Here is a 24,829-nt window from a genome sequence, read left to right as displayed (position 1 = left end):
CGTACGCTCCACGGGCCCGGCCGGACCAGGGGCCCGTACGCCCCGCAGGCCCGGCTGGTTCACGGGCCCGGCCGGACCACGTGGGCGGCCCCGGACCGCCGCGTACCCGCGTCGCCTCGCCGCCGCGGGTACGGCGCACCCGCGGCTCTCCGCGAGGGCGGGTCACTCGCGGCGGTCCGCCCCGCGTCGCCGCCGTCCCCACAGCACGACCGCCGCCGCGCAGGCCGAACCGATCAGGGCCAGCGGAAAACCGGCGGACGTGCCCGAGACCGCCGCCTCGTGCGGCGCGTCCTCGCCGGGGGCGGCACTCCCGGGGGCCCTCGGTCCGGATGCGGTCTCCTGCCCGGGCACCGCCTTCTGCCCGGGAGCGGCCTTCCGTCCGGGCACGGCCTCCGGGGAGGCGTCCTTCGAGGGGGTGGCCCCCGTCGCCGCGCCGGGAGCGGGGGCCGCCGCGCCCGTGCCGGCGTCCGCGCTCCGTCCGTCGCGCGCCGCGCTCACGGCGCGGGCGTCCGCCCCGGCCCGCGCGCTCTCCGGCGGCAGCGAGCCCACGGGCCGTACGCGTCCCGATGCCGAGAAGCCCCAGTCCAGCAGGTCCCGCGCCTCCTCGTACACGGTGAAACCGCCGCCGGCCTGCGGGTTCATCACCGAGACGACCAGCGTCCGGTCGCCCCGCCGGGCCGCGGAGACCAGCGTGTTGCCCGCGCCGCTCGTGTAGCCGTTCTTGATGCCGATGAGTCCGGGGTACCTCTCGACCCCGTCCTTCCCCGTCAGGAGCCGGTTGGTGTTGGCGATGCCGTACGACCACGAGCCCGCCGGGAAGTCCGCGTACCGCGTCGAGCAGTACCGGGTGAACGCGGGGTCCTGGAGCCCGGCCCGTCCGAAGAGCGCCAGGTCGTACGCGGAGGACACCTGCCCGGGGGCGTCGTAGCCGTCGGGGGAGACCACGTGGGTGTCCACGGCCCCGAGGGAACGGGCCTTCTCCTGCATCTTCCGGGCCATCGAGTCCCAGCCGCCGTTCATCGCGGCGAGCACGTGCACCGCGTCGTTCCCGGAGCTGAGGAAGACGCCGTTCCACAGGTCCGAGACCTTGTACGTGTACCCCTCCTTGATCCCGACCAGGCTGCTGCCCGCCCCGATCCCGGCCAGCTCGGAGTCGGCCACGGTGTGCCGTTCGGAGGGATCGTGGTGGGGGAGCGCGGTGAGGGCGAACAGGGTCTTGAGCGTGCTGGCCGGAGGCAGCCTCCGGTGCGCGTTCCGCGCGGCGAGCACCTCGCCCGTGGAGGCGTCCGCGACCACCCACGACAGGGCGGAGACCGGGGGCACGCCGGGTGCGCCCGGCAGCGGCTGCACCTGGACGCCCGGCCGGTCGAGGCGGGCCGGATCGACGTACTGCCGTACGGGCGGGGCGGGCTCCCGGACCGTGGCGGGCGAGGCCGCGACGGCGGGAAGGGCGAGCGCCGCCGGGACGGACAGCACGAGCAGCAGGGCCGCGGAACCGGCGGCGGCGTGACGGACGGCTGACGTGACGATCATTCAGCCACCGTAGGAAGCGGGGACGGCACGCGCAGATCGGAATGCGCCGACCGGGGGAGCGGGTGCGGCGTACGGCGGCGCGTCGCGGGGCCGCCCGGTCCCCGCCGGGCGTGCGGGGCGCGGGCTGACGCGGCTTCACCCCGTGCCGCGGCGGCGCCCCTCCGGGCGGACGCCGTCCCGGTCCGGAGCGGGGCGGCGGGGACGCCCCGCCCCCGGGTCCGGGACGGGGTGCCGGGGGACGCCCCGCCCCCCGGGTCCGGGGCGAGGTGGCGGGGGCGATCTGCCCCGGGTCCGGGACGGGGTGCCGGGAGATGCCCCGCCCCCCGGGTCCGGAGCGGGATGCCGGGGACGACCCGCCCCCGGGCCGGAACAAGGTGCCGGGGACGCCCCGTCGCCCCGGTCAACTCCCTTCGGAGCGAGCGGTGTTGTCCGTAGGATTCGACCGTCCGCGTGCCGCCCCGGCCCGCCCCGCCGTCAGGAGCCCCCCGTGCGCACACCCCACCCCGCCGACGCCTCCGGCCGGCCGCCGTACCGCATGGACCCGGCGGGCGGTTGTCCGCACGCGGACAACGCCCGGCTGCTCGCCGAGGGCGCCGTGGCGCCGGTGATCCTGCCCGGCGGGATCGAGGGCATGGTGGTGCTGGGCCACGAAGCGCTCCGCGCGTTCCTCTCCCACCCCGACGTCGCCAAGGACGCCCGCCACTTCACGGCCCTCGCGGAGGGGCGCGTACCGGACGACTGGCCGCTGCGGACCTTCGCCACCGTGCCCGGCATGACCACCGCGGACGGGGCCGACCACCGCCGGCTGCGCTCCCTGGTCAGCGGCGCCTTCACCGTCCGCCGGGTCGAGGAGCTCCGTCCGCGCGTCGAGGCGGTCGCCGCCGGACTCCTCGACCGGCTCGCCGGGGCCGCCGCGGCCGACGGCGGCGTCGCCGACCTGCGCCGGCACTACGCGCTGCCGCTGCCGCTCGGCGTCATCTGCGAACTCCTCGGCGTCGACCCGGACCACCAGGACCGGCTGCACCGGCTCTCCAGCCTGATCGTCGCCACCGACACCGAGCCCGCACGGGCCGTCGCCGCCCACCGGGAACTCGTCGGCCTCCTGACCTCCGTCGTCGCCGCCAGGACCGCCGCCCCCGGCGACGACCTCACCAGCGCCCTCATCGCCGCCCAGGGGGAGGACGGCGACCGGCTGAGCGGACCCGAACTGATCGGCACCCTGCTCCTGGTGATCGTCGCGGGCCACGAGACCACCCTCAATCTGGTCACCAACGCGGTCCGGGCGCTCTGCGCCCACCGCGACCAGCTCGCCCTGGTCACCGGGGGCCGCGCCGACTGGGCGGACGTGGTGGAGGAGACCCTGCGCTGGGACAGCCCGGTCAGCTACTTCCCGTTCCGCTACCCCACCCGCGACCTCGTCGTCGGGGGCACCCTCATTCCCCGGGGCACCCCCGTCCTGGCCGGGTACTCGGCGGCGGGCCGCGATCCGGAGGCCCACGGCCCGGACGCCGACCGCTTCGACGTCACCCGGACGCCCGCGGCGAAGCACCTCTCCCTCGGCCACGGCCCCCACTACTGCCTGGGCGCCCCGCTCGCCCGCATGGAGGCCGCGATCGCCCTGGAAGCCCTCTTCACCCGCTTCCCCGACCTGGACCTGGCCGTCCCGGAGGACGGGCCGGCCCGCCACGCGGGCTTCGTCGGCAACAGCGTCCGCGCGCTCCCCGTCCGTCCGGGCCGCCCGTCCGCCTGACGGCGGGGCCCGGTCCGGACCCCGGCGCCCGGTCCGGACCTCGGCGCCCGGTCCGGGCCCCGCGCGCCGGCCCGGGTGTCCGCCCGCCCTCCCCGCCGCTGGGTCCGTACCGGACCGGGCGGGCGGCACCGGCCGCGCGGGAGGCGTCCCGTCTCAGCCGGTCCGACCCCACGCGGTCGGAGGGGAGGAGCGGAGGAAGGAGACGAGACGCAGCAGCCGGGCCTCGTTCCCGGCGAGGCCGGCCGCGCGCAGCGCTTCGTCGGCCTCCGCCATCGGGTGGGTGAGCATCACCCCCGCGTAGGGGGCGAGCCGTGGATCGGAGAGCACGGCCTGCGTGGATTCGAGCAGCCGCAGGTACGCCTGGGCCGCCGCGCGCTCGTCGGCGGTGATCGTGGTCATGACGGGCTCCCTCTCGACAGTTCGGCTCCCCCCACCTTCTCCCACGGGTCTGACAACCGGGCTCATCCCCGTCCCGCGAGGTGCGCCTCCAGCCGTTCCGGGAAGACCCGCTGCCCCGCCACGAGCAGGGGAGCCGCCGCCGCGGGGGCGAACCAGCCGGCCCGGTCGATCTCCGGGAAGTCCGTCAGCCGGCCGGACCGGGGCGGCCACTCCATGGTGAAGGTGCCCGGCACGATCCGGTCCGGGTCCAGGTCGCCCTCGACGGCCCAGACGGTGACGAGCTTCCCGTTGCGCTGCCGGTTCTCCCCGAGGGGGAACCACTCGCCCGAGGGAACGGGCAGGCCCAGCTCCTCCCGGAACTCGCGCGCGGCAGCCGCCGCGGGCTCCTCACCGGGCCCGTACTCCCCCTTGGGGATCGACCAGGCGCCCTCCTCGCGGGCCCTCCACAGGGGCCCGCCCATGTGTCCGATCAGGACCTCGACGCCACCGTCCGCCGTGCGGCGGAAGACCAGGAGACCCGCGCTGCGTTTGTCCGGCATGGCGCTCAGTGTGGCCGAAGGGCTCCGCGCGCGCAGCCCCGCACGGACGGCCCGGCGCGTTCCCGGGCGTCCCGCGCGGACGGCCCGGCGAGGCCCCGCGCGCACGGCCCCGGGGGTGTGCGCCGGCGCGCGTCTCCGGCGTCCGGCTCCCGCCGCGTCCCCGGCCCCGGAGCCCGGGGACCCCCTGCCCGCTGCCGCACCCCGTCCCGCCGCACCCCGCCCTTCCGCCGTTCCGTGCCCCGGCGCCTCACTCCTCCGTCTCCTCCCCGTCCTCCCCGTCCTCCGTCTCCTCCGCCTCGACCGTCACCGGGCCGCCCGAGGGGTCCGTCCCGCGCGTCCAGTCGGGGCCGAGCCGTACGGAACGCCACGGCACGAGCGTCCCGCGCAGCCGCTCCCGCCGCAGCCGCGCGCCGTCCTGGGCGACGGACAGGAGCGGGCGGACGAGGCGGCGTTCCGGCCGGACGAGCAGGGGGACGGCCTCCGGGCCGAGGAGACCGGGCGTCACCCACCGCAGCGGCCCCGCCGTCAGGACGGGCACCGCGCCGGCGGGCCGGGGGAGGCCGGCGAGGTGGTCCAGCACGGCGCCGGCCACCGCCCGCCCCTCGGCGGCCGCCACCCGCGCCGGTTCCCCGCCGTGCAGGAGGCCGCCGACCGCGAAGACCCCGGGCGCGGGGGTGCGGAAGGCGCCGTCCGTCAGGGGACCCCGCGTGCCCGGCAGGAGCGGCAGCCCGCGGGCGCGGGCCAGTTCGTGGTCGGGAATCCAGTCGCCGGTGAAGACCACCGTGTCGCACCGCAGCACGGCCGTCCGGCCGTCCGGCCCCCGGACCGCGACCCCCGTCGTCCGGCCGCGCCCCAGGATCTCCGTCACGACCGTGCCGGTGAGCAGCGGGACCGTCCCGGGCGCGACGGCGGGCCGGGGGTGCCCGGTGACGACGGCCACCACCTCCGTCCCGGCCGAACGCAGCGTCCGCACCGCGCTCCGGGCCACCGGGTCGCCGCCGACGACCACGGCCCGCCGCCCGACGTGCTCCCGCCGCGCCCCGGACAGGGCCACCAGCCGCTGGAGTCCGCCGGTCGTCAGCACCCCGGCGGGCCGTGTCCCCGGCACCAGCCGGGCGCTGCGGGGCCGTTCGCGGGCCCCGGTCGCGAGGACCACCGCGCGGGCCCCGATCCGTTCGGGCCCGGCCGGGGAGACGGCCTCCAGGGCCAGCGGTCCGGCCCAGCCCGTGACCGAGACGCCGGTACGGACGTCCGCGCCGGCCCGTGACGCCGCCCGCACGGCACGGCGCGCGTACCCCGGCCCGTCCAGGGGGCGTCCCCGCGCGTCCGCGCCGAACCCCGGCCGGACGCAGTGGCGGGGCGCCCCGCCCGCCACCGGTTCCCGCTCCAGGACCTCGACGCGGCCCGCGCCGGCCGCGGCGAGCCGGGCCGCCGCGGCGAGCCCGGCGGGACCCGCGCCCACCACGAGCACGTCGACCGTACGGTTCACCGCGCGTTCCTCCCGCGCTTCCCCGGAAGCCGTCCGCCGGGCAGGGCCCTGCCGGGAGGGAGCCTTCCGGGCAGGGACCGCGACTCCTCGAACAGCGCCCGCACCTCCGCGCCGCAGAAGTCGCCCTGGCAGCGGCCGCCCCGGGCCCGGGTCCTGCGCCGCAGCCCGTCGAGGCCGCCCGGCGGGACGGTGGAGGCGAGCGCGGCCCGGATCTCGCCCCGGGTGACCCGCTCGCAGTGGCAGACGACCGCCCCGAAGTCGGGGTCCCGGGCGATGAGCGCGGCGTCGCGGTACGGCCTGGGAAAGGCCTCGCCGAGGTTCGGCATGCGGACCGGCGGGAGCGGCCGTTCCGGTCCCGGGTCGAGGCCGCAGTCCGCGAGGAGACCGAGCACGTGCTCCGCGACGGCCAGGGAGGCGGTGAGTCCCGTGGAGCGGATTCCGCCCACCGTCACGTACCGCAGGCCGGGATGGGCGGCGATCCGGTAGTCCTCCCGCCCGGTGGCGGCCCGCAGTCCCGCGTAGACGGCCGTGACCTCCTCGTCGAGCAGGCCGGGCAGGACGCGGCCGCCCTGCTCGCGGAGGCCGGCGAGCCCCTCGGCCGTCGTGCCGGTGGCGGTCTTGTCGTCGAGGTCCTCGGCGGTGGGCCCCAGCACGACGTTCCCGTACACCGTGGGGGAGACGAGCACGCCCTTGCCGAGGGGACCGGGGACGGGCAGCAGGATGTGCCGGACCAGACGGCGGGCGAACTTGTCGAAGACGATCAGCTGGCCCCGGCGCGGGGTGACGGTGAAGTCCTCGCGTCCGACCAGGGCGTCGAAGGCGTCGGCGTGGAGCCCGCAGGCGTTGACGAGGTGGCGGGCGCGGAGCACTCCGCGCCGGGTGACGAGCCGGTGGTACGGGTCGCCCGGGAACACCTCCTCCACCCGGCAGTTCAGGTGCAGGTCCACTCCGGAGCGGACGGCCTGGGTGGCGTACGCGAGGGTGGTCGTCCACGGGCAGACGATCGACTCGCCCGGCACGTCGAGCGCGGCGAGGGCGCCCGGGCCCAGGTGGGGCTCCCGTGCGGCGAGTTCGGCCGCGGTGAGCAGCCGGGTGGTGCGGTGCCCGTTGCGCTCCGCCTTCTCCCGGAGGCGGGGGAGCACGGCGCGCTGCTGTTCGTCCCGGGCCACGAGCAGGGCGCCGAGGGGCTCCACGGGGATGCCGGCCTCCCGCGCGTACGCGGTGAGCAGCCGGTGCCCCTCGCGGACCAGCCGTGCCTCCAGGGTGCCGGGCACGGCGTCGAAGCCGGTGTGCAGGATGGCGGTGTTGGCCTTGGAGGTGCCGTCGCCCACGTCGTCGGCGGCCTCCACGAGGGCGACCCGCAGCGGGTGGCGGGCGAGCGCGCGGGCGACGGCGGCGCCGACGACCCCGGCGCCGACGACCACGACGTCGTACTCCGCGTCCCCGCCGGCGGGCAGGGGCCCCGTCCGGGTGACCCCCGAGGGGGCGCGGTGCTCCGCCGCCCCGCTCACGCGTCCCCGCCGCTCGCCGGCCCCGGGCGTTCCAGCAGCGCCGCGACCTCCGCGCGGAACCGCGCGAGGCGCGCCGCCGCCTCGTCGGCGGAGATCCGGGGCTCGTACACGGCCGAGGGCTTCCACTCCGGTACGGCCTCCCGGAGCGCGAGCCCCGGCGTACGGCCGAGGCGGGCGACCGCGCCGGCCCCGAGGGCCGTGGCGTCGGCCAGGGCGGAGACCTCGACGGGCCGTTGCAGCAGATCGGCCTGGGTCTGCATGAGCAGCGCGCTCCGGGTCAGCCCGCCGTCGGCGCGCAGCGCGGTCGGCGGCGTTCCCCGGTCCGCCGCGACGGCCGCGACCAGCTCCGCGACCTGGGCGGCGATGCCCTCGCACAGGGCGCGGACCAGATGGCCCGGCCCGGTGTCCAGACCGAGGCCGGTGAGCGAGCCGCGCACGTCCCCCCGCCACCAGGGCGCGGCGAGTCCCGCGAAGGCGGGGACGAAGGTGACGCCGCCGGTGTCCGGGACGGTGCCGCCGACCGCGTCGAGTTCCCCGGCGCCGGCGATCACGCCGAGGTCGGTGAGCCAGCGCACGGCCGAGGCCACCGTGTACACCTGGCCGTCCAGGCAGTGCGTGACGCGTCCGCCGAGCCGCCAGGCGACACAGCTCACCAGGCCCGAAGCGGTCCGCCGCGGCTCCGGGCCCGTCCGCGCGAGCAGGAAGGCCCCCGTGCCGTACGTGCACTTGACGGCGGCCGGGTCGTCGGCGCTCTGCGCGAGCAGCGCCGCCTGCTGGTCCACGACGAGCCCGGTGAGGGGGAGCGGCGGGCCGAAGGCGGTGGTGGTGCCGACCGGGGCGTCGCAGTCGACGATCCGGGGCAGCGGTTCGCCGCCGAGCCCGTACAGGCCGAGGGCGGTCTCCGACCAGGAGACCGTGTCGAGATCGAGGAGTCCGGTGCGCCCGGCGGTCGCCGCGTCGGTGACGAAGGCGCCGGTGAGCCGGTGGACGAGCCAGGCGTCGCTGGTGGTGACGGCGCCGGCGCCGGTGACGTGGCGGCGTATCCAGGCCATCTTCGGCGCGGCGAAGTAGGGGTCCACCGGGAGGCCCGTCAGCCGGCGCAGCTCCTCGGCGTGGGCGTCGAGCCCGGCGCAGACGGAGGCGGCCCTGCGGTCCTGCCAGACGAGCGCGTCGGTGAGGGGTTCCCCGGTGGCGGGGTCCCAGGCGAGCACGGTCTCGCCCTGGTTGGCGAGGCCCACCGCCACGACCGGGGTGCCCGCCTCGGCGAGCGCCGCCCGTCCGGCGGCGACCACGGAGTCGTACAGTTCGCGCGGGTCGGCCTCGACCAGGCCGCCGGGCAGGTAGCGGGGCCGGACCGGCGCCGTGCCGCTGCCGATCACCCCGCGTTCCGGGCAGAGGACGAGGGCCTTCGTGCCCGACGTGCCCTGGTCGACGGCGAGTACCGGACCGCCCGTCATGCCACCGCTCCCGTCACCGGTTCCGTTCGGTGACCGTCCGCTCACCGAAAAGGGTCAGGGTGCCGTGGCCGCGGAGCCCCGTCAAGCCGTGCCGGCCGATCACGTCAGGTCCGTCCCCCTCGTTGACGGCAAGTCAAATTCGGTCGCTGGCCTAATAGTTGCTGTCGAAAAAGAAGGGCAGCCGGTCACGACCCGAGCCCTCTATAGTGATCGCCGATCAACGGCCGGGACGCGCACCGGGAACCGGACGCCCCGCCACCATCCACCGAGGACCCATGCCACCCACACCACCCCCCACCCCCTGATGACCGGACAAGGCTTCCGGCCCGTCTACCACCCCGCGGGCCACGACCACGCCCTGCGCCACGCCGTCCAGGACTTACGCACCGGCCGCTGGATGGCCATGGCGCGGCTGCTCGGCGAGACCTCCGACTGGGACGCCTGGACCCGGCGCACCCAGGTCCTCGCCGCCGTCGCCGCGGGCACCGACACCGTCCGCGCCTGGCGCGCCGAAGACCCCGGCAGCCCCGCCGCCACCGTGATGCACGGCCGTGTCGCCGTCGAACGGGCCGTCCGCGCCCACCGCGCCGGCCACACCCGCGCCGGTGAACTCCGGGAACAGGCGCGGGCCGCCTGCCGCGAGGCCGCCGACCGGTCGCCCGCCGATCCGGTGCCCTGGGTGGGGCTGCTCGCCCTCGCCGCCCTCGACGGACCCCAGCGCATGGCCGAACACCGGCTCCTCCCCCCGGCCCCCATGCTGCCGACCGGCCCCTGGGGACTGCTCGCCGAGGCGGAGAAGCGCGACCCGCACAACCGCGAGGCGCACCACCGCATGCTCCAGTTCGTCTACGCACGGCGCCCCGGACCGCTCTCCGAGGCCGTCAACTACTCCTACTGGGCCTCCTCCTCCGCACCCGTGGGCTCCGCCCTGCACGCCCTCCCGCTCTACGTGCGCGTCGAGCGCTACCGCCGGGAGCGCGGCCACGAGCGCGCCCTCGACCTCCACTGGGTGGCCGAGGACGCCGTGCGCGACGCCCAGCGGGCCCTGGACGACTGGTTCCTCTTCTGCGCCACCGACGAGGCCTCCCTGCTCGACCTCAACCACCTGGCACACGCCCTCTTCGGGGCCCTCCGCTTCACCGACGCGGCCCGGGTCTTCGAGGCGCTCGGCCCGTACTACACGACGCTGCCCTGGGCCTACCGGACCGCCCGCCCGGACGACCGGGCCCTCGCCGAAGAGGTCTTCCTGAACGCCCGCGCCCGCTGCGTCGGCGGCTGACGCCCCGGCCCGTCCCGCACCCCGCCCCTCCACGCCCGTCCGCCCGCCACCCGTCCCCCGGAGATCCCCATGGCCCGCACCGACGCCCCGACCGGCGCGATACACACGCCACCGCCCGCCCAGGACGAGGAGGCGAGGCTGAGAGAGCTCGGCTACCAGCCCGTCCTCGCCCGCCGCATGGGCGGATTCGGCAACTTCGCGATCAGCTTCTCGGTCATCTCGGTCCTCTCCGGCTGCATGACCCTCTACGGCTTCGGCCTGGGCACCGGCGGCCCCGCCGTCATGCTGTGGGGCTGGGCCGGCGTCGGCCTCTTCGTCCTCTGCGTGGGCCTCGCCCTCGCCGAGGTCACCAGCGCCTACCCGACCTCCGGCGCCCTCTACTACATGGCCGACCGGCTCGGCGGACGCCGCTGGGGCTGGTACACCGGCTGGCTGAACCTCCTCGGCCTGCTCGGCGCCATCGCGGGCATCGACTACGGCGCCGCCCTCTTCACCGGGGCCTTCCTCAACCTCCAGTGGGGCTTCGAACCCACCGTCGGTTCCACCTTCCTCATCTTCCTCGCCATCCTGCTGCTCCACGCCGTCCTGAACCTCTTCGGCGTCCGCCTGGTCAGCGTGCTGAACTCCGTCAGCGTCTGGTGGCACCTGGCCGGCGTCGCGGTCATCGTCGGCGCCCTCGCCCTCGTCCCGGACCGGCATCAGTCCGCCGGGTTCGTCTTCACCGAGTTCGTCAACGACACCGGGTGGGCCAACCCCTTCTACGTCGCCGCGATCGGCCTGCTCCTCGCCCAGTACACCTTCTGCGGCTACGACGCCTCGGCCCACCTCTCGGAGGAGACCTCCAACGCCTCCGTCGCCGCCGCCAAGGGCATCGTGCGGGCCATCTGGGTCTCCTGGCTCGCCGGATTCGCCCTGCTCGCCGGCCTGACCTTCGCGATCCAGGACTACGCCGCCACCCAGAACAGCGCCACCGGCGTCCCGCCCGCCCAGATCTTCCTGGACGCGCTCGGCTCCGGCGGCGCCACCGCCCTGCTGCTCGTCGTGATCGTCGCCCAGCTCTTCTGCGGCAACGCCGAGGTGGCCGCGGCGAGCCGGATGGTCTTCGCCTTCAGCAGGGACAACGCCCTCCCCGGCTCGGCGCTCTGGCGCAAGGTCAGCCCCCGCACCCAGACGCCCGTCCCGGCGGTCTGGCTCTCGGTCGGCGTGGCCGCGCTGATCGCGGTGCCCTCGCTGTACTCGGCCACCGCCTACGGCGCGGTGACCGCCATCAACGTCATCGGCATCACGCCCGCCTACGCGATCCCGATCTACCTGCGGCTCCGCGTCGGCGACCGCTTCGTCCCCGGCCCGTGGAGCCTGGGCCGCTGGAGCAGGCCGATCGGCTGGACCGCCGTCGTCTGGGTGGTGTTCGTGACCGTCCTCTTCTGCCTGCCGCAGAAGTCCCCCGTGACGGTCGACACCATGAACTACGCCGTCATCGCGCTCGCCGTCGTCCTGGTCCTGGCCAGCGTCTGGTGGTACGTCGCCCGCCGTTCGTACGGCACCCCGACCGCGTACGGCACGGCCCGCGAGGAGGCGGACATCGCGGAGGGGATCGTCTAGGGCGCGTGCCGGGCGCCGCCGGTCGGACGTGCCGGGCGCCGCCGGTCGGACGTGCCGGGTGCCGCCGGTCGGACGGGGCGCGCGAGGCACCGGGCGCGTGCGCGGGTGCCGGGCGCGCCCCTTCCCGCTCCCGGGCGCCGTTGGGGGGACGACCGTTCGCGGGCATGATCGACGGGGACCCCGACGGAAGGACGGACCGTGGCCAGTGAGTTCCAGCGCGACAAGCTCGTCGCCGTGTTCCGCGCGTTCGACGCCGACGGCAACGGCCACCTCGACCGGCGCGACTTCCAGGCCCTCGCGGAACGCTGGAGGGGGCTGCCCCGCGTGAGACCGGGATCCGAACTGGCCGCGCGCGTGGAGAGGGTCATGCTGGGCTGGTGGGACCTCCTCGCGGCCCACGTGGACACGGACGGGGACGGCAGGGTCGACCTGGACGAGGTCCTCGCCATGGTGGACCTGCTGCCCACGATGCGCGAGGTCGTCGCCGCGACCGCCGAGACCGTCTTCGACGCCGTCGACGAGGACGGCGACGGACGCATCTCCCCCGCCGAGCACCGGCGGCTGGTCGACACCTGGCACGGCGGGAGCGTCGACGTCGCCGACGTCTTCGACCGCCTCGACCAGGACGGGGACGGTTACCTCGACCGTCCCGGATTCACCGAACTGTGGATCCAGTTCTGGACCAGCGACGATCCGGCCGACCCGGGCAACCAGATGTGCGGCCCCGTGCCGATCCGCACCTGACCGCTCCCCGGACTCCCGTGCGGGAACCGTCCCGCGGGGCGGGGGAGCCGGGGCACCGGCACCCCGTGCGCGTGACGGCCCCCACGGGCGGGGGGAGGGCTCCGGGGCGACGGCCCGGGACCTGCCCGGCGGGCCGGGGCCCGGCTCAGGACCGGCCGGGCCCCGGCCCGCCGGACGCGTCGCGGCGCCGACCGCGCACCATCGACATCAGCAGCCCGTGGGTCTCGTCGTCGGCGGCGGCCACCAGCCCCCGGCCCCCCTCGTCGGCCGGGGCGCCGTCGATCCCGGTGACGACGCAGCCGGCGGCCCGGCACAGAGCGATGCCGGCCGCGAAGTGCACGCTGTGGGCGAGGTCCTCGCCGTCGGTGACGTACGCGGCGCGCCGGCCGGCGGCGACCCAGGCCAGCGCCAGCGTCGTGGACACCACCCGGGGCCGGAAGCGCTCGGCGAACACGGGGTGGGCCAGCAGGTCCACGGCCCGGAACCCGGGCGCGTTCGGGAACGGCGGGTCCAGGTTGGCGTCCACCAGCCGGGTGGCGGCCGAGGGCGACAGCGGCGCGTCCCCGGCCCCGTCGCGCCGCACCAGGGCGGTCTTCCCGTCGGTGAGGAAGATCTCGCCGCCGAACGGGTCGGCCACCGCCGCCGCCCCGCCGCGCAGCGCCACGTTGACGGCCACCAGCATGGCGCCGGAGGCGTGGTTCAGCGTCCCGCACAGGGGGTCCACCAGCCACTGGCGCACGGCGCCCGCGGCGCCCTGCCGTCCGCCTTCCTCGCCGAGCACCGCGTCGTCGGGCCGTGCGGCGCGCAGAACGCGGAGGATCGCCCGCTCGGCCTCCAGGTCGGCGGCGGTGGCGAAGTCCCCCGCGCCCTTGTCGACGCGGTCGAGCCGCCTGCCGTACATGCCGCGGACCACGTCCGCGCCGGCCCGTGCCCCGGCCACCGCGACCGCGGCGTCGTCGGAACCGATGGGGGAAGGGATCATGCCGCGCAGGTTATCGGAGCGGCACCGCCGCCCCGGCACCGCCGGTCCGGGCGGACGGCCCGCTCCCGCCCCGGTGCGGTCCCGCCGTTCCGGTGCGGACCCCGCCCCTCCCCGGCGCGAACCCCGCCGTTCCGGCCGGAAGGAGTGGCCGGAACGGGCGCGGCGCCTTGTAATGAGGGTCAGGCGACGGGGAGACCACCCCGGCGGAAGAGGCGGGTGAGGCCGGATGACGACGCCGTCGGAACGCGCCGCACGGGGCAGAGCGGCCCGCAAGCGCGTCTCCCGCTCCTCCCACGGCCGCTGGATACCCAGCTCCCAGCGCCCCGACCCGCTGGACGTCCTGGAACGCCAGTCCCTGGACCGGCTGCCCGGCCTCGTCCCCCTCCGGTACGGCAGGATGGCGGCCTCTCCCCTCGCCTTCCTGCGCGGCGCCGCCGCCGTCATGGCCGCCGACCTCGGAGCGCAGCCCGGCACCGGGCTCACCGTCCAGCTCTGCGGCGACGCCCACCTCCTCAACTTCGGCGTCCACGCGTCACCCGAACGGACGCTCCTCTTCGACATCGACGACTTCGACGAGACCCTCCCCGGTCCCTTCGAGTGGGACGTGAAACGGCTCGCCGCGAGCGTCGCCGTCGCCGTCCTCCAGAACGGCGGCTCCGAGACCCGGGCCCGCCGTGCCGTCCTCGCCGCCGTCGAGGCGTACCGCACGGCCCTGCGCCGTCTCGCCGGCCTCGGCGAGCTCGCCGTCTGGTACGAACGGATCGCCGCCGACGACCTCCTCCCCCTCGTCCGCCACGCGGACCGCGCCCGCGTGACGGACCGGCTCGCCCGCACCCGCCTCCGGGCGTTCACCGAGCCCGCCGGCGCGGACGGGACCGGACACCGGCGCCTCGTCGACGACCCGCCGCTCCTCGAACGCGCCACGGACGTCGACCGGACCGCCCTCGGCAAGGTCTTCAGCGACTACCGCAGCTCCCTGACGGGGGAGCGCCGGCTGCTCCTCGACCGCTACCGCTTCCTCGACGCGGCCCGCGAGACCGCCGGGGTCGGCGGCGTCGGCACCCGCTCCTTCGTCCTCCTCCTCGAAGGCAGGGACGAGGACGACCCGCTCGTCCTCCGGGTGAAGGAAGCCGGCCGCTCCGTCCTGGAGGAGCACCTGGCCCCGGCCGTCCACTCCCACCAGGGCCGCCGCGTCGTCTGCGGCCAGCGGATCGTCCAGGCCTCGGGCGACGTCTTCCTCGGCTGGATGACCGGACCGGAGGAGCGCCACTTCTACTGGCGCCGGCTGCGCGACACGAGGGGCCCGGCCGGGGTGGAGACCATGTCCCCGGCGATGCTGCGGGACCACGCCCGGCTCTGCGGCCGGGCCCTGGCCCGCGCCCACGCCCGCTCCGGGGACCGGATCGCCATCGCCGCCTACCTCGGCGGTTCGGACGTCTTCGACCGTGCCCTCGCCGACTTCGCCCTCGCCTACGCCCACCAGAACGCCGACGACCACGCGTCGCTCGGCGCGGCCATCGCCGCCGGCGTGATCACGGCGGCCCCGGAGGCCTGAGGGGCCGGACGGGCGGCCCGGGGCCCCCGTCCGGCCCCGGGGCCCCCGTCCGGCGGGTCCCTACGCCTCCCGCCGCATCGGCGGCCCGGCCGGCGTGCCGGGCACGGGACCGAAGAGCACCGCCCGGGCCACCGCCGGGGCGAACAGGGAGGACAGCGGGGCCGTCAGACTGAATACCGCGCGGAACGCCGCCCCCACGACCGGGTCGCCCGCGGCCCGCTCCTGCACCCGGCCCAGGTACAGGCCGACCGCACCGTCCAGCGGACCGGGGCGCGCCGCGTCCCCGGTGGCGCCGGGCATCTTCCTGTCGGCGCCCGCCGAGATGTCCCACGCCTGCTTCGAGGCGCCCAGGAGCGCCCGCTGCACCACCCGGGTGGTCGGGGTCCGCCTCGGGTCGGCGAGCGCCCGGCGCAGCGCGACCGCGCCGAGCGCGGCGACCGCCATGCCCTGCCCGTAGATCGGGTTGAAGGCGCACAGCGCGTCACCGGTGGCCAGGAAACCGGCCGGGCGGCGGCCCGGACGGTCGTACCGCCGCCGGACGTTGGCCGTCCTGCGGAAGCCGTACACCGGGGAGACCGGCTCCGCCCGGGCCAGCCAGTCGCTGATCACCGGATGCGGAAGCCGCTTCGCGTACTCCTCGAACATCCCTTCCTCGACCGGTGGTTCGTCACCGCGCAGTCCCGAGAGGGTGACCAGGTGGTGCCCGTCACCGAGGGGCAGCACCACACCGCCGTACACCTGCGCCGGGTTCGGCACGATGTAGTAGCCGACCGCGTCGGAACCGGGGTCGTCGACGGGGGAGCGGTAGACCCGCGTGGCGTACGCGAGTCCCGTGTCCAGGGTCTCCTCGTGCGGCGCCTCCGCGCCGATGGCCGCCAGCCAGTCCGCCGCCTTCGTGGACCGCCCGGAGGCGTCCACCACCAGATCGGCCGCCAGGGTGCGGGTCTCCCCGCCCGCCCCGGCGCCGCGCTCGCGCAGCCGTACGCCCCGCACGCGGGAGGAGTCGCCGGTCAGGCCCACGGTCTCGGTGCCCTCGACCAACTCGATCCTGGGGTCGGCGAGCACCCGCCGCCGCACCAGCCACTCCAGCTGCGGACGCGGACCGGTGGAGAAGTGGGCGGTCGCGGCCGTGCGGCGGAACCACCTTCCGTTCTGCCACTGGACCATGTCCCGCGGAATGCCCACCTGTGGCGCGCCGAGCTCCGCCAGCTCGTCCGTGAAGCCCGGGAGCAGTTCGTCGAGGGCCCGCTGTCCGCCCGCGATCAGGACGTGGAGGTGGCGGCCCTGGGGGACGCCCGGTCTCGCCTCCGGTCCTTCGGGAAGACGGTCGCGCTCGACGACCGTCACCTTCTCCGCGTGCTCGGCGAGGACCCGCGCGGCGAGCAGCCCGGCGAGACTTCCCCCGATGACCACCGCGTGACGTGTCGCGCGGCGCCCCAAGTCGTCGGCCATACCAGCCCTTTCGTGTCGTGGAACCGGTGCGGTCCAGTATCCACGCCGACGCGCTCCGTCACGGGCGAACGGCCCCACGCGTCCGGACCGCCCGGGGACGCCGGGTCCGTGCCCCGGGGGCTAGTCCTCCGGACCGAGTTCCGCGAGGGCGCTCGTCAGCCACTCCACCCAGAAGCGCTCCAGGTCGATCCCGCCCCGCAGGACGAGGTGGCGCAGCCGGTCCGGCTCGGCGCTCCGCCGCTCGGCCGGGAAGTCCCGGACCTCGATCGCCAGGTACTCGTCCAACTGCTCGCGGTGCAGGGAGAGATGGCGTTCCAGTTCGGCCCGGAGGCCCGCCGGGCCCACCATCGCGGCGGCCCGCATCCGCAGCAGCAGGGCGGACCGCATCGGCTTCGGGTCCTCGGCCCTGGCGACCCAGCCGGCCAGTTCGGCACGGCCCGCGGGCAGCACCTCGTACTCCTTGCGCTGCCCCCTGACGGGCACCGGAGCGGGCAGGGCCCGGATGTGCCCCGCCTGCTCCAGCCTGCCCAGCTCGCGGTAGATCTGCTGGTGCGTGGCCGACCAGAAGTAACCGATCGACTTGTCGAAGCGGCGCGTCAGTTCGAGACCGGAGGACGGTTTCTCGAGCAGCGCGGTGAGGATCGCGTGCGGGAGGGACATGCTCGCATCCTAGGTTCGGCGGGCCGCGGCGACCGTGCCGGTCAGAGGGTGGCGGCCAGCCGGGTGCCCTGGTCGATGGCCCGCTTGGCGTCCAGCTCGGCGGCGACGTCCGCGCCGCCGATGAGGTGCGCCGTGCGGCCCGCCGCCACCAGCTCCTCGTAGAGGTCCCGCCGGGGCTCCTGCCCCGCGCAGAGCACGACCGTGTCGACCGGGAGCAGCCGTGCCTCGCCGTCGATGGTGACGTGCAGGCCCTCGTCGTCGATCCGGTCGTACGTCACGCCCGCCACCATGGCCACGCCGCGGTGCTTCAGCTCGGTGCGGTGGATCCAGCCGGTGGTCTTGCCGAGACCCGCGCCGACCTTGGTCTCCTTGCGCTGGAGCAGGTGCACCCGGCGCGGCGGAGCGGTTCGTTCGGGCGCCCGCAGCCCGCCCCGGTTCTCGTACGACGTGTCGACGCCCCACTGGCGGAAGTACGTCTCGGGGTCCCGGCTCGCGCCCTCCCCGCCGTCCGTGAGGAACTCCGCGACGTCGAAGCCGATGCCGCCGGCGCCGATGACCGCGACCCGCTCGCCGACCGGCGCGCCGTCCCTCAGCACGTCCAGGTAGCTGACGACGCTCGGATGGTCCACGCCCGGGATGGCGGGGGTGCGGGGGGAGACGCCGGTGGCGACCACGACCTCGTCGTAGCCGTCCAGGTCGGCCGCCGTGACCGGGGTGTTCAGGCGCACGTCCACCCCGCGTTCGGCGAGCTGGACGCGGAAGTAGCGCAGGGTCTCCTCGAACTCGTCCTTGCCCGGCACCCGCTTGGCGACGTTGAGCTGGCCGCCGATTTCGGCGGCGGCGTCGAAGAGGGTGACGGAGTGGCCGCGCTCGGCCGCCGACACCGCGCAGGAGAGGCCGGCCGGGCCCGCGCCGACCACCGCGATCCGCTTGGCGAGGCGGGTGGGGGAGAGGACCAGCTCGGTCTCGTGGCAGGCGCGCGGGTTGACGAGGCAGGAGGTGATCTTCAGGTTGAAGGTGTGGTCGAGGCAGGCCTGGTTGCAGCCGATGCAGGTGTTGATGGTGTCGGCGCGGTCCGCCGCTGCCTTGGCCACGAACTCCGGGTCGGCGAGGAACGGGCGGGCCAGGGAGACCAGGTCGGCGCGGCCGTCCGCGAGGATCTCCTCGGCGACCTCGGGGGTGTTGATGCGGTTGCTGGTGACGAGGGGGACGGACACCTCGCCCATCAGCCGCTTCGTCACCCAGGTGTAGGCGCCGCGCGGCACGGAGGTGGCGATGGTGGGGATGCGCGCCTCGTGCCAGCCGATGCCGGTGTTGATGATCGTGGCGCCCGCCGCCTCGATCTCCTTGGCCAGCCGGACGACCTCCTCCAGGGTGGAGCCGCCGGGGACGAGGTCCAGCATCGAGAGGCGGTACACGAGGATGAAGTCCTCGCCGACCCGCTCGCGGATCCGGCGGACGATCTCCAGCGGGAAGCGGACGCGGTTCTCGTACGAGCCGCCCCAGCGGTCGGTGCGGTGGTTGGTCGCGGCGGCGATGAACTCGTTGATCAGGTAGCCCTCGGAGCCCATCACCTCGACGCCGTCGTACCCGGCCTCCCGGGCGAGTGCGGCGCAGCGGACGTAGTCCTCGACGGTCTGCTCCACCTCCTCGTCGGTCAGCTCGTTCGGCACGAAGGGGCTGATCGGGGCCTTGAGGGCGCTGGGCGCGACCAGGGCGGGATGGTAGGCGTACCGGCCGAAGTGCAGGATCTGCATCGCGATCCGCCCGCCCGCGCCGTGCACGGCGTCGGTGACGATCCGGTGCTCGGCCACCTCCTCGGCCGTGGTGAGCTTGGCCCCGCCGTCCCAGGGCCGGCCGGCCTCGTTGGGCGCGATGCCGCCGGTGACGATCAGGCCCGCGCCGCCCCGGGCGCGCTCCGCGTAGAAGGCGGCCATGCGCTCGAAGCCGTGCTCGGTCTCCTCCAGGCCGACGTGCATCGACCCCATGATCACCCGGTTGGGCAGGGTGGTGAACCCGAGGTCGAGCGGGCTCAGCAGATGCGGGTACGGGGTCATGCGGGCGCCTCCTCGCGCAGGATCGTCACCCACCGTTCTAGGGGACCCCGACGGGTTCTGCAACTAGTTGCAGAAGAATGGGAGGGTGATGTCCGCTACTCGGCAGCGGTGGTGGCAGCGGCAGCGGCAGCGGTGGTGGTGGCGCGTGGACGCCGTGCGGCGGGGCCGCCGGAGTCCCGCCGGTGCCGGGCGACAAGGCGCGGCCCGGCCTCCCCGCTCCGGGAGCCCCCGCCGACACGCCGGGGCCGACGGCGAAGCCCGTCACACGTCGCCCAGGAACCCGGGATCGGACGGCCCCGTCCGCCGGGCGAAGTCCGCCGCGACCCCGAGCACCTCGCGCATCGGTACGGGCCGCCGGCTCGTGGCCGCGAGATCGGCGTGAGCTTCCTCGGACCACAGGAACGGATACACGGAAAGCCCCTGCTCGAAGGGCAGGGCCGCGGCCTCCTCGCGCCGGCCGGGCCAGCGCATTCCGTCGTAGAACGTCTCCGGCCTGCCCGAGAGCAGCAGGGCGACCCACCCGGAGTGGCCCATCTCCATCGCCTCCCACTCCAGGGTGTCGGGAGGGAAGTACGTCATCCGGCCGGGTGCCCCGGGGCGGCCGGCGGCGGCGGGATCGCCACCGTTCAACGCGAAGACCCCTCCGACGACGTCGTGGCCGACGACAAGACCCGTCGCGGGATGCCAGCCGGGCTCGAGGTCCGTGGGGAAGCGGTTGACCTGTGCCAGGCTCGGGAGCCGCCCGCCCGCGACCGAACCCCCGCCGAACACGCGCAGCCACCCGTTGTCCACGAGCAGCCCGCCGGTGTTCAACGCCGGCGCACCCAGCACCGATCGCGCACTGACCCGCATCTGCAGAAGACACCGGCGCCCCTCGTCGACGTCCACGGGCAGCACCTGAACCGGCACGGGGCTTTCCTCGACGATCGCCTGCAACTCCGGCCACGCCGGGTCGTCCACATCGGCCGGCTCATCGATCCCTCGCATCCGACGATGGTCGCACCCTTCGGCAGCGCCTCCTCATGGGGGCCGGAGCGTGTACGCAGAAGCTGTTCCCGCTGGTAGCGGCTCTGTGGGGAAGGCGATCGATTCACTTGCGCGCTGGTGTCCGGCTGTGCCTGGCGGGCCCGCCACCCTGCTTCGGCCTCTCGAAGCCGACGGCCCGCATGTGCCGGTCTCCTCCTGTCCGGCGGCGCCGGAAGCGGACGAGCGGTCACCCCTCTTTCCCGGCGGCGTGCTCCCGGCGATGAGGAGCGGATGATCCCGCCCCTCCAGCGTCGGTTCTGCGCGAGCCGTGGGCAGGACGGCGGAACTCTTCGGGTTCCCGGCCCACGGCGGTCGTCGCGGAGGAATTCCGGGACGGTTCTCACCGCTCGTGCCAGTGTGGGGGCGTGACGAAGACCGAGAAGGCGGATGTGGCCGCAGCCGGGCACCGTGGTGGGCGCGAGAGCCTCTACGCCTACCGGATACGGGGAGCCGGCCGGAGCGCGGTGGTTCTGTGGATCGGCGGCAGGGGCGACGATCCCGACCGGGTGCTGGCGTTGCCGGAAGCCGGTCGCCGGCGGGTACCGGTGTTCGCGACCGTTCGGCGGGCGCGGACGCACGCGAGCCGACGGGGATGGGGGCCGGTCGTTCCGGAGGTGAACACGCTGGAACTCGCCCGTGTCCAGCGCTGGCTGCGGGACCCGGGGCGCCGGCGGGTTCCCTCGGGCGTGGTGCTGGAGGCGTGGAACTTCTTCGAGGACCTGGCCCGAGGTCTCGGCGAGGAGCATCGACTGCCCCGATCGGACACGGCGCACGACAACGCCTACGAGAAACTGTTCGGGGACGAGTGCTCCGCGTGGACCCCCGCGGAGCGGCGCGCGGCCCTGGAGGTGGTCACGGCCGGGGTGGAACTCTGGAACTCCTGTCCGGTGATCGTCCATCCCCGTTCGGGCATCGTCGCCGGTGAGGAGCGGTCCGTCTCCCGAAGCCCGTGACGCGCCCTTCGGCCGGCCCGCCGAGCCCCGCGCGGCCTTGTCCGGATGATCCGTCCACGGCCGGAACGGCGACCGGGGACGAGGCCGGCCCTGGCTTTCGCGCGGGCGCCGTGCCGGCGGACGTGAACGCCGGGGGCGAAGCGGAAGAGCGGCCACCGGGCGTGCCGCCCGGCGTTGGGGGGGAAGGCCGGGCCCGAGAGGGCGCCGGTACCGTCACCGCCCCGAGGGCGTTTCCTCCCGATCACCCGCTCGTTGGGTGTGCGGCGGGCGCCGATCGGCGTGCCGCCCTTGTGCACGCGCAGTTGCGAGGAGTGGTGATGGCCAGCCAGGACTTTCTGACGGCGAAGATCGAGCAGGGATTCGACCGGCTCGACGCGGACGGGAACGGCACGCTCACCCGGGACGACCACGTGGAGATGGGCCGCCGGGTGGCGTCCTCCCTGGGACACGCCGAGGGTTCCCCGGAGGCGGAGCGGATCGTGCTCGCCTACACCGCCATCTGGGAGGAGGTGCACCTGCCGTTCGTCCCGGCCGGGAGCTCCGGCATCTCCAAGGACCAGTTCGTCGCCTCGACCCGTACGCTGGCCGAGAACCCCGAGGCCGCCCGGGCGACCCTCGGCAAGCTCGCCGAGACGTACCTCTCGATCGCCGACATCGACCGGGACGGCCGGATCAGCCCCGCCGAGTTCCTCGCGTTCCAGCGCGGGCACTTCCCGCAGTTCACCGAGGAGGAGGCGGCCGAGGCGTTCGGTCACCTCGACACCGACGGCAACGGCATGCTGTCGCCCGCCGAGTTCACCGACGCGGTCATCGAGTTCTGGTCCAGCTCGGACCCGCAGGCCACCGGCAACTGGTGGATGGGACGCCCGGTCCGCGCGCAGGACTGACCCGCCCCTCGCCGGAAGCGTGTTCCGGCCGCCCGCGCCCGAGGGCGGGCGGCCGGGACCCCCGCCCGCGTCCCGCGCGGCCCCGGACGCGGGCCGGCCGGGACGACCGCTCCGGGAGGCCCGGCGCGACGTCCCCGTCGACGCCTCCGCCGACGGCGGTGAACCTCGCCGCGCGGGACGTCCGCCCGCCGCCCGCGCTCCCCGTCCGCCCCGAGTCCTCCTCGCCTCCTTTTCGAGTTCTCCCCCGGATCGCGCGATTGCCGCCGGAGATCGGGGGCATGCGGGCGGAGCGGGACGCGTGTCCCCCGTTCGGAGTAAGGAGACGGCTGATGCTGATGGCACACCCCATGGTGCTGGAGAACCTCGTCGAGCAGTACGAGACGCTGCGGGCCCTTCGGAACGAGAACGGCTCGGCCGAGGTGCGCCGTCAGATGGAGGACGTCACCTACACCCTGTGCGTGTCCACCGGAACCCGCGACATCGACGCCGCACTGGCCGCCGCCCGCCGCCAGCTGTCCCGCGCCCGCTCCGAGAGCGACTTCGCGCTGACCGGCTGACGGGACCCCGCGACCGCCCCGGCCCCTCACGCGTCCGTTCCTTCCGCGACGCGGGGGGCCTGCGGCGTGCTGCCCCTCCTGTGACGTGCTGCCCGTCCGGCCCTCGGCCGAGAGCGCGTTCGCGGAGGATACGTCGCATTTGATCGGATTAGTGTGGAGGTCATGTCCGACCCACACCACGACACACCCCCTTCTCACGACGTTCCGGCGGGGAACGGCCCGGCGGACGCACCCCCGGAGTCCGCGCGCGGAAGAACGCGCGACACGGCCGGACACGCGGGCGCCGGCACCGGAAGCGCGACCGGGGACGCGGTGCGCGCGGACGACAGCGCCGGGCCCGCGGACGGGGGCGACGGCGGAGCCGGTGAGGGCGGCGGTGGCCCCGGCGAGGACTCCGCGCCGGAGAAGGAACGCACCGCCCCGCCGCACGGCGCCCACGGCAGACCGCCGAGCCGGTCCGAGCGGTGGGAGATGTTCACCCGCTCGCCCTTCCTCCCGGCGACCGTGCTGGTCCTCATCCTGGCCGCGGCGGCCGCGCTGTTCGCCGGCTCGTACACGTACACCATGGCGAACCCGACGCCCCGTCACATCCCCACGGCCGTCATCGGGGCGGACTCGCCGGCCGGAACGGCGTTCGTCGAAGGGATGGAGCGGGCGCTCGACTCCTCGCTCGCGCTGCGTCCCCACCGCACGCGTGCCGAGGCGCTGGAGGCGGTGAACGAGCAGCGGGTCTTCGCCGTCATGACCCTGCGGGACGGCCGCGTGTCCTTCGACGTCGCCGGCGCCTCGGGCGCCTCGGTGGCCCAGCTCCTCGCGGAGGCGGCGGTCGCGGTGGGCCGGTCGACGGGCGTGCCGGTCACCGTGACGGACGTCAAGCCGCTCCAGAAGGGCGACCCGCGCGGGCTCGCGCTGTTCTACATCTCGCTCGCCGCCGTGATCATCGGCTTCGTCGGGGCCATCCAGCTCAGCGTGCACGCGAAGCCGCTGAACCCCGCCGAACGGATCACCTTCACCGCCCTCTACTCGCTCCTCGGCGGGTTCGCCATCGCCGCGACCGTGGACTGGCTGCTGGGCGCCCTCGACCTGCCGTTCGTCGAGTCGTGGCTGATCCTCGCGCTGACCATGTTCGCCTCCGGCATGGTCTTCTCCATGTTCAACACCCTGATCGGCCGCTGGGCCATGCTGCCGACCTGGGGGCTGATGGTGCTCCTGGGCAATCCCTCGTCGGGCGGCGCGGTGTCCTGGCCGCTGCTGCCGTCGGCCCTCGGGCACATCGGCCAGTGGCTGCCGCCGGGCGCCTCGGTGAACGCGCAGCACACGGCGGTGTACTTCGGCGGCCACCAGCACCTCTTCCCCTTCGTGGTGCTGGCGGGCTGGGCGCTGCTCTCCTCAGCGGTGTTCTGGACCTGGCGGCACCGCCACCCGGGCGGCCGGGAACGGGGCGGGGCGCACGCGGCCCTGTGACGGCCCGGCGGCGGCCCCCGCCCGGTCCGCTCCTCGCCCGCGCGCCGGCTCCGGGCCCGGACACGCCGAGGGGCCGCCCCCGCCCGCACAGGAGGCGACCGGCCCCGGAATGTTGGTGGGACCCCACCGGCCGGTGGGGTCCCACCAACATTCCGGGGCCGTCTCAGGAACCGCCGTCTCAGGAACGGCCGTGTCGGAAAAGGTCGTGTCAGGAAGGGCCGGGGCCGGCCGGCTCGTCGTCGGCGAGCAGCTCGCCGAAGAGGGTGCGGTAGTGCACCATCGCCTCCCGGAGCTGTTCGGTGGTGGCCGACTGGGAGGAGCTGAGCGCGTGCACCTCCTGCGCCGCCCGGTAGTGCCCGAGCGTACGGCCGTGCCGCACGGACAGGTCGCGCGCCTGCTGCTCGTACCCCTCGGTGGGGTAGCCCCGCTCCTTCATCAGGTCCGTCACCAGACGGTCGGCGTCGTGCACCGCGCCCTCCGGCCGGTCGACGAACTCCTGCTGGATGTCCCTCCACCGCCGGGCGTACTGCTCCCGCACACCGCTCGGCAGCGGCCTGACGTCCAGTTCCCGGAAGCGCCGCTCCCGGGCGTCGAGGTCCCGCTCCGCGGCCCGCCTGCCGCCGGCCTCCTCGACGGCCCGCTCGTACTCGGGACCGAACCGCTCGCGCAGACGCGTCCGCCGCCGGCGGCGGTTCGCCGCGGCGACGGCGGCGAGCGCGGCCAGCGCGACGGCGGCGATCACGAGGACCAGGAGGATTCCTGTCGACATCGGCTCGCACCTCTCGCTGTGTCTTGTCCGTGGCGGACCGGCTGCCCCGCGACCCGCGCCCCAAACGGGCGCCGCGACGGGCGAGGAGGCCGGAGCGCGGGGGAGCCGGCCGCCGGGGCGCGCCGGGAGCCGGACGACGAGGCGCATCGGGTGCCGGACGACGG

Annotated in this window: 21 protein-coding genes; 9 read left to right on the top strand and 12 right to left on the bottom strand. The window is 75.7% G+C overall.

Translation table 11 applies throughout. The features are described from left to right. Positions 1-162 precede the first annotated feature (162 nt). Entirely contained in the window at positions 163-1,533 is a 1,371-nt protein-coding gene (locus tag ACZ3IL_RS25410) for a D-alanyl-D-alanine carboxypeptidase family protein (RefSeq protein ID WP_467393765.1), read from the bottom strand. Positions 1,534-2,068: 535 nt separating this feature from the next. On the opposite strand from ACZ3IL_RS25410, the gene ACZ3IL_RS25405 reads away from it, so the two are divergent. Next, on the top strand, positions 2,069-3,283 hold the full coding sequence (locus tag ACZ3IL_RS25405) for a cytochrome P450 family protein (RefSeq protein ID WP_467393966.1): 1,215 nt from the start codon (positions 2,069-2,071) through the stop codon (positions 3,281-3,283). Positions 3,284-3,436: 153 nt separating this feature from the next. Here ACZ3IL_RS25405 and ACZ3IL_RS25400 read toward each other — a convergent pair whose 3' ends face one another. The 5 genes from ACZ3IL_RS25400 to ACZ3IL_RS25380 all read right to left on the bottom strand — a co-directional run bounded on the left by ACZ3IL_RS25400 (position 3,437) and on the right by ACZ3IL_RS25380 (position 8,678). After that, positions 3,437-3,682, bottom strand: coding sequence for a hypothetical protein (locus ACZ3IL_RS25400; protein WP_467393763.1), 246 nt, complete (start codon positions 3,680-3,682; stop codon positions 3,437-3,439). A 62-nt stretch (positions 3,683-3,744) separates the two neighbouring features. Further along, positions 3,745-4,221, bottom strand: coding sequence for an NUDIX domain-containing protein (locus ACZ3IL_RS25395; RefSeq protein WP_467393761.1), 477 nt, complete (start codon positions 4,219-4,221; stop codon positions 3,745-3,747). Positions 4,222-4,468: 247 nt separating this feature from the next. Then, the gene (locus ACZ3IL_RS25390; protein WP_467393759.1) at positions 4,469-5,710 is read right to left on the bottom strand and encodes an FAD-dependent oxidoreductase; all 1,242 of its coding nucleotides are present in this window, start codon (positions 5,708-5,710) and stop codon (positions 4,469-4,471) included. Further along, entirely contained in the window at positions 5,707-7,221 is a 1,515-nt protein-coding gene (locus tag ACZ3IL_RS25385; RefSeq protein ID WP_467393757.1) for an FAD-dependent oxidoreductase, read from the bottom strand. Before ACZ3IL_RS25385 ends, ACZ3IL_RS25390 begins: the two co-directional genes overlap by 4 nt. Further along, positions 7,218-8,678, bottom strand: a complete 1,461-nt coding sequence (locus ACZ3IL_RS25380; protein ID WP_467393755.1) for an FGGY family carbohydrate kinase — start codon at positions 8,676-8,678, stop codon at positions 7,218-7,220. Before ACZ3IL_RS25380 ends, ACZ3IL_RS25385 begins: the two co-directional genes overlap by 4 nt. Before the next feature lie 304 nt (positions 8,679-8,982). On the opposite strand from ACZ3IL_RS25380, the gene ACZ3IL_RS25375 reads away from it, so the two are divergent. The 3 genes from ACZ3IL_RS25375 (at position 8,983) to ACZ3IL_RS25365 (ending at position 12,303) form a co-directional block, all read left to right on the top strand. Beyond that, the gene (locus tag ACZ3IL_RS25375) at positions 8,983-9,957 is read left to right on the top strand and encodes a hypothetical protein (protein WP_467393753.1); all 975 of its coding nucleotides are present in this window, start codon (positions 8,983-8,985) and stop codon (positions 9,955-9,957) included. Positions 9,958-10,026: 69 nt separating this feature from the next. Further along, positions 10,027-11,559 (top strand): amino acid permease, encoded by a 1,533-nt coding sequence (locus ACZ3IL_RS25370; protein WP_467393751.1) that lies wholly within the window; start codon positions 10,027-10,029, stop codon positions 11,557-11,559. Positions 11,560-11,757: 198 nt separating this feature from the next. After that, a complete protein-coding gene (locus ACZ3IL_RS25365; RefSeq protein WP_467393749.1) occupies positions 11,758-12,303 on the top strand; it encodes an EF-hand domain-containing protein in 546 nt (181 codons plus the stop codon). 145 nt (positions 12,304-12,448) lie between these two features. On the opposite strand, the gene ACZ3IL_RS25360 is transcribed toward ACZ3IL_RS25365, so the two are convergent. Further along, positions 12,449-13,285, bottom strand: a complete 837-nt coding sequence (locus ACZ3IL_RS25360) for an inositol monophosphatase family protein (protein WP_467393747.1) — start codon at positions 13,283-13,285, stop codon at positions 12,449-12,451. A gap of 226 nt (positions 13,286-13,511) precedes the next feature. On the opposite strand from ACZ3IL_RS25360, the gene ACZ3IL_RS25355 reads away from it, so the two are divergent. After that, positions 13,512-14,840: a DUF2252 domain-containing protein gene (locus ACZ3IL_RS25355; protein WP_467393745.1), complete on the top strand. Its 1,329-nt coding sequence runs from the start codon at positions 13,512-13,514 to the stop codon at positions 14,838-14,840. Positions 14,841-14,900: 60 nt separating this feature from the next. Here ACZ3IL_RS25355 and ACZ3IL_RS25350 read toward each other — a convergent pair whose 3' ends face one another. The 4 genes from ACZ3IL_RS25350 to ACZ3IL_RS25335 form a co-directional block, all read right to left on the bottom strand. Continuing rightward, on the bottom strand, positions 14,901-16,292 hold the full coding sequence (locus tag ACZ3IL_RS25350) for an FAD-dependent oxidoreductase (protein ID WP_467393743.1): 1,392 nt from the start codon (positions 16,290-16,292) through the stop codon (positions 14,901-14,903). Between the two features lie 120 nt (positions 16,293-16,412). Continuing rightward, positions 16,413-16,952 carry a PadR family transcriptional regulator gene (locus tag ACZ3IL_RS25345; RefSeq protein WP_467393741.1) on the bottom strand — a complete coding sequence of 180 codons (540 nt, stop codon included), beginning with the start codon at positions 16,950-16,952 and terminating at the stop codon, positions 16,413-16,415. A 41-nt stretch (positions 16,953-16,993) separates the two neighbouring features. After that, entirely contained in the window at positions 16,994-19,009 is a 2,016-nt protein-coding gene (locus ACZ3IL_RS25340) for an NADPH-dependent 2,4-dienoyl-CoA reductase (RefSeq protein ID WP_467393739.1), read from the bottom strand. A gap of 261 nt (positions 19,010-19,270) precedes the next feature. Further along, positions 19,271-19,996 (bottom strand): DUF2625 family protein, encoded by a 726-nt coding sequence (locus tag ACZ3IL_RS25335; protein WP_467393737.1) that lies wholly within the window; start codon positions 19,994-19,996, stop codon positions 19,271-19,273. Positions 19,997-20,649: 653 nt separating this feature from the next. Here ACZ3IL_RS25335 and ACZ3IL_RS25330 point away from each other — a divergent pair. From ACZ3IL_RS25330 to ACZ3IL_RS25315, 4 genes are all read left to right on the top strand, one after another. After that, positions 20,650-20,988, top strand: a complete 339-nt coding sequence (locus ACZ3IL_RS25330; protein WP_467393735.1) for a hypothetical protein — start codon at positions 20,650-20,652, stop codon at positions 20,986-20,988. A gap of 317 nt (positions 20,989-21,305) precedes the next feature. Further along, positions 21,306-21,875: an EF-hand domain-containing protein gene (locus ACZ3IL_RS25325; RefSeq protein WP_467393733.1), complete on the top strand. Its 570-nt coding sequence runs from the start codon at positions 21,306-21,308 to the stop codon at positions 21,873-21,875. A gap of 329 nt (positions 21,876-22,204) precedes the next feature. Beyond that, on the top strand, positions 22,205-22,432 hold the full coding sequence (locus ACZ3IL_RS25320; protein ID WP_467393731.1) for a DUF5133 domain-containing protein: 228 nt from the start codon (positions 22,205-22,207) through the stop codon (positions 22,430-22,432). Positions 22,433-22,903: 471 nt separating this feature from the next. Beyond that, positions 22,904-23,896, top strand: a complete 993-nt coding sequence (locus tag ACZ3IL_RS25315) for an ABC-2 transporter permease (protein ID WP_467393964.1) — start codon at positions 22,904-22,906, stop codon at positions 23,894-23,896. Between the two features lie 208 nt (positions 23,897-24,104). On the opposite strand, the gene ACZ3IL_RS25310 is transcribed toward ACZ3IL_RS25315, so the two are convergent. Then, positions 24,105-24,665 (bottom strand): hypothetical protein, encoded by a 561-nt coding sequence (locus ACZ3IL_RS25310; protein WP_467393729.1) that lies wholly within the window; start codon positions 24,663-24,665, stop codon positions 24,105-24,107. Between the last annotated feature and the right edge of the window lie 164 nt (positions 24,666-24,829).

It is taken from the genome of Streptomyces sp. NPDC014907, from assembly GCF_055562975.1.
The sequence above is the reverse complement of the archived record's forward strand: the minus strand, read 5'-3'. Positions and strand labels throughout refer to the sequence as shown.

What these genes read in the sequence shown, in the direction of transcription:
- ACZ3IL_RS25320 (WP_467393731.1), top strand. Translation starts at nt 22,205, where the DNA reads ATGCTGATGGCACACCCCATGGTGCTGGAGAACCTCGTCGAGCAGTAC.
- ACZ3IL_RS25335 (WP_467393737.1), bottom strand. Translation starts at nt 19,996, where the DNA reads ATGCGAGGGATCGATGAGCCGGCCGATGTGGACGACCCGGCGTGGCCG.
- ACZ3IL_RS25315 (WP_467393964.1), top strand. Translation starts at nt 22,904, where the DNA reads ATGTTCACCCGCTCGCCCTTCCTCCCGGCGACCGTGCTGGTCCTCATC.
- ACZ3IL_RS25405 (WP_467393966.1), top strand. Translation starts at nt 2,069, where the DNA reads ATGGACCCGGCGGGCGGTTGTCCGCACGCGGACAACGCCCGGCTGCTC.
- ACZ3IL_RS25370 (WP_467393751.1), top strand. Translation starts at nt 10,027, where the DNA reads ATGGCCCGCACCGACGCCCCGACCGGCGCGATACACACGCCACCGCCC.
- ACZ3IL_RS25310 (WP_467393729.1), bottom strand. Translation starts at nt 24,665, where the DNA reads ATGTCGACAGGAATCCTCCTGGTCCTCGTGATCGCCGCCGTCGCGCTG.
- ACZ3IL_RS25400 (WP_467393763.1), bottom strand. Translation starts at nt 3,682, where the DNA reads ATGACCACGATCACCGCCGACGAGCGCGCGGCGGCCCAGGCGTACCTG.
- ACZ3IL_RS25350 (WP_467393743.1), bottom strand. Translation starts at nt 16,292, where the DNA reads ATGGCCGACGACTTGGGGCGCCGCGCGACACGTCACGCGGTGGTCATC.
- ACZ3IL_RS25395 (WP_467393761.1), bottom strand. Translation starts at nt 4,221, where the DNA reads ATGCCGGACAAACGCAGCGCGGGTCTCCTGGTCTTCCGCCGCACGGCG.
- ACZ3IL_RS25360 (WP_467393747.1), bottom strand. Translation starts at nt 13,285, where the DNA reads ATGATCCCTTCCCCCATCGGTTCCGACGACGCCGCGGTCGCGGTGGCC.
- ACZ3IL_RS25375 (WP_467393753.1), top strand. Translation starts at nt 8,983, where the DNA reads ATGACCGGACAAGGCTTCCGGCCCGTCTACCACCCCGCGGGCCACGAC.
- ACZ3IL_RS25380 (WP_467393755.1), bottom strand. Translation starts at nt 8,678, where the DNA reads ATGACGGGCGGTCCGGTACTCGCCGTCGACCAGGGCACGTCGGGCACG.
- ACZ3IL_RS25345 (WP_467393741.1), bottom strand. Translation starts at nt 16,952, where the DNA reads ATGTCCCTCCCGCACGCGATCCTCACCGCGCTGCTCGAGAAACCGTCC.
- ACZ3IL_RS25325 (WP_467393733.1), top strand. Translation starts at nt 21,306, where the DNA reads ATGGCCAGCCAGGACTTTCTGACGGCGAAGATCGAGCAGGGATTCGAC.
- ACZ3IL_RS25340 (WP_467393739.1), bottom strand. Translation starts at nt 19,009, where the DNA reads ATGACCCCGTACCCGCATCTGCTGAGCCCGCTCGACCTCGGGTTCACC.
- ACZ3IL_RS25355 (WP_467393745.1), top strand. Translation starts at nt 13,512, where the DNA reads ATGACGACGCCGTCGGAACGCGCCGCACGGGGCAGAGCGGCCCGCAAG.
- ACZ3IL_RS25410 (WP_467393765.1), bottom strand. Translation starts at nt 1,533, where the DNA reads ATGATCGTCACGTCAGCCGTCCGTCACGCCGCCGCCGGTTCCGCGGCC.